A 3,108-nucleotide genomic window follows, 5' to 3' on the forward strand; every position below is an offset into this window, starting at 1 on the left:
AATTCCCCTTTTCTGCCGTACCAACGGCTTGATAATTACATTAAATCCGTGTCCGTGCAATCGGGGGAAGATCACCCTGTAAATATCGGTCTTAAGAAAAAGCTTGTTATCGAGAAGGATAAACTTGAGGACTGGATGAAAAATAGAACTCAGAATTTTTATTACAAAGACAATCATATTCCCACAGCCAAAGAGCTTTTAAAAATTAAAGGAGCCTAGAGTGTTAGATTTAAAAGTAAAGATGTACGAACTAAAAACGGGTCATAATGTTATATGCTACGTGGACCCGCACAGTTTAAGGCGAAAACGGAAAAAATTTTCAAATATAAAAGAAGCTAAAACTTATAAAAAAGACCTAGAGCTGCAGTTTACCGCTAAGGGCACAAGTAGCTTTAATGTGACCCCTGTTAGCCAACTGATGAAATATCATTTAGAAAAATATCCTGATTCGAGCGTCAGGGAGAGAAAGCGGCATTTCGTATCTTTTTGCGAAGAGTTTGGGCATCGTCCGATCAATTTGATTGGTAAGCCTGAACTTCAACTTTGGTTTAAAAAAATCAAAGGCGAGCATGACTTATCAGATCGAACATTAAATACGATTAAATCCTGCTTGAACTCATTTTTTAAATCTCTGGTCGATGAGGAAATTATAACGGAATCTCCATTATCTAAGATTCAGTTTGAAAGGAAGCCACCGCCCAGAAGACAAAGGGTTGTGCTCTCCATTGATGAAGTTCATAAAATTCTGGAAAATGCTCAAAATTTTAGCCCTGGACTTTTGTACCCATTTCTTTTTGCTACTGCTTACACCGGAGCCCGACGAAGTGAGATTTTAAAACTCAAGAAGTCAGATGTGGACCTCGAAATGGGGCTTTTGCATTTCCGAGGGACCAAAAACGGAGAAGATCGAACCATAAGACTGCCTAAAAGCTTAAAATCCTTTTTAGAAACGCATTTAAATAATCACAGTGCAGAGTTTGTATTTCCTGATCCCAATGGGAAGGCCATTGGTCGGCAACGATTACAAAGGTTACTACGGCGTTTTAAAAAGCATTTTCCCATCGGTAAAGATTGGGGACCACATGCCTTAAGACATTCCTTTGCCTACAACTATCTTAAGAAAGGCGGAGAAATGTACCAGCTCCAAGCAATTCTTGGACACAAGAGCATTGATGTCACTGTCGATGTCTACGGACAGATTGGTGCTCAAGATGTCGAAAACGCATGTCCCTACGAAAATTAACTTTAATCACACTTAATCCACAGGAGTAATTATGAAAACTAAAGATATTAAATTTTACCCACTTCCGAGCGGAATATTTATGGTCTCTTACTATGATTCATTTCGACAAAAACGAATCCAAAAGGAATTTAAAGAAGAAGCTAAAGCCAAAATGTATCTAAATACTTTAAAAGCAGACAATGCTAAGTTTTTACCTCAACCAAACCTCAAGAACACTTCGCTTGAAGAGTTATTAAAAACTTATTTTAAGCAAACACCAGGGACATACTTTGAGAGATCACCCTTTTTAGTGAAAGTCTTCATTGATTATTTTGGCATGCATAGCCCAAAGAATCTCAATGAAATGGCCATGCGTACTTTTTTGGCTCAACTTAAGAATGAAAATGATTATTCTGAAAAATCTATGCTCGCTATTAAATATAGATTCTCTGGTTTTATGAAGTTTTTGATTGAGAAGCACCTTATAGAAACCTCACCTTTAGAAAACATCACTTTTGCGCGCACTCAGTATAAAAAACTGCCATCAATCCTCTCTGAAGAAAAAATAGCGGGACTTATCAGTATGGCTCAACGCTAGATTCCCATAACTGTCATAAGTTCTACTGTCGGTGATATTCCCTATAGTGGTAGTATCGAGCCTTCCCGAGGGATAACTATAGGCCAAAGCAAGATCACCGACCTGTGCGAGCTGATCGTCGTCATTGTAGGAATAATTGATCGTCGAAGCTCCGCCGGAGGAATTGGGCTGAGTTATTCTTGAGCTCACTCGATGTTCGCTATCAAAAGTGAATGCGACTTTACCAAAAAGATAGTTGTCAGAGTTTCTTCGCTGCTCATCATCCTTAATTTGGGAACCATAGTAGTCAAAAACAGAAGCCGGTCCGTTCGGAGAAACTATTTTTTCTAACTGTTTTGTCGTCGAATCGTAAGTGTAGGTATAGTTACCAGAAGGAACAGTTCGAGTGGTCAAAAGACCCGTGGTTCCATTGTAGGTAAATCCAATCGTGTCGGAGTTTGGCAAAGTGACCAATGTGATTTGCTTATCAGTATTGTAGGTATACGTTGTATTTTTAGGGATACCGACACCCATTGATGGAGGTTGATAATCGCTGACCTCCTCCATGGCATTATACAAAAAAGCGTGCGCGGGTCGACTTGGAGGCGTCACACTTAATAGGTTTCCATTGGCATCATAGTTTTTCGAAATCACCCGAGTGTCTGGAAGTGTGACCGAAGTCACTCGGCCTGCACTATCGTAACCAAAACTTGTGACCTCGTTTAATGCGTTTGTTATTGATGAAAGATATCCAGATCCATTATAAGCATAGGTCATTAAATTCTGAGTCGTGCCTTGGACTTTACTCGAAAGTCGACCGTCTCCATCATAAGTGTAGATCCAAGGGGTATCACTTCCGGTTTGCTGCTCTACAATCTGTTCGTTGGAGTTTAATTCCGTCGTCACCGTGGCCCCTTCGGGAGAGGTGTTCGTCCACGTCAGCGTCGGCAGATCAAAGACCGAGGTCCAAACTTTTGAGTTGGTCGTCATAGTTTTCGTTAACGTATTGTAGTTAAACCAACCCGGCGTAACCCCCACAGGATAGCTCAAACTCTGAGCCATATTCGTATTTTTTGTAATGGAGCTTATCGTAGAGCTCGAACTGCTCACTCGATTGTACAAATCCCCAAATCGCTCGTCAGCGACGGTAGAAACCGACGAAGATTCTATCGCATTGGAGTAAGAGTTCGTCGTATCACTCCCGCTGTAAGAGGTCATAAGACCTGAAGGATCGTAACCCCTGCGTAATCAGCGGTACTGGCGGATTCGTTTGGCGTGTTGCAGGGGAGTTTCAAAGGCATCTCCCTCT

Annotated in this window: 4 protein-coding genes; 3 read left to right on the forward strand and 1 reads right to left on the reverse strand. The window is 41.0% G+C overall.

Annotated features, from left to right (window positions below; genetic code table 11):
* From K2Q26_15830 to K2Q26_15840, 3 genes are all read left to right on the forward strand, one after another.
* The coding region (locus K2Q26_15830; GenBank protein MBY0316990.1) for a hypothetical protein at positions 1-219 on the forward strand (219 nt) is incomplete at its 5' end.
* 1 nt (position 220) lies between these two features.
* Entirely contained in the window at positions 221-1,243 is a 1,023-nt protein-coding gene (locus tag K2Q26_15835) for a site-specific integrase (protein ID MBY0316991.1), read from the forward strand.
* Between the two features lie 31 nt (positions 1,244-1,274).
* Positions 1,275-1,820 (forward strand): hypothetical protein, encoded by a 546-nt coding sequence (locus tag K2Q26_15840; protein ID MBY0316992.1) that lies wholly within the window; start codon positions 1,275-1,277, stop codon positions 1,818-1,820.
* Here K2Q26_15840 and K2Q26_15845 read toward each other — a convergent pair.
* Positions 1,767-3,017 carry an RHS repeat protein gene (locus K2Q26_15845; protein ID MBY0316993.1) on the reverse strand — a complete coding sequence of 417 codons (1,251 nt, stop codon included), beginning with the start codon at positions 3,015-3,017 and terminating at the stop codon, positions 1,767-1,769. The genes K2Q26_15840 and K2Q26_15845 overlap by 54 nt on opposite strands.
* Between the last annotated feature and the right edge of the window lie 91 nt (positions 3,018-3,108).

Source organism: Bdellovibrionales bacterium, assembly GCA_019750295.1.
In the GTDB taxonomy this organism is placed as follows: Bacteria; Bdellovibrionota; Bdellovibrionia; order Bdellovibrionales; family JAGQZY01; genus JAIEOS01.

Bases quoted from the DNA above. Each gene is read 5' to 3' on its own strand.
- K2Q26_15840 (MBY0316992.1), top strand. From the start codon at position 1,275: ATGAAAACTAAAGATATTAAATTTTACCCACTTCCGAGCGGAATATTT.
- K2Q26_15845 (MBY0316993.1), bottom strand. From the start codon at position 3,017: ATGACCTCTTACAGCGGGAGTGATACGACGAACTCTTACTCCAATGCG.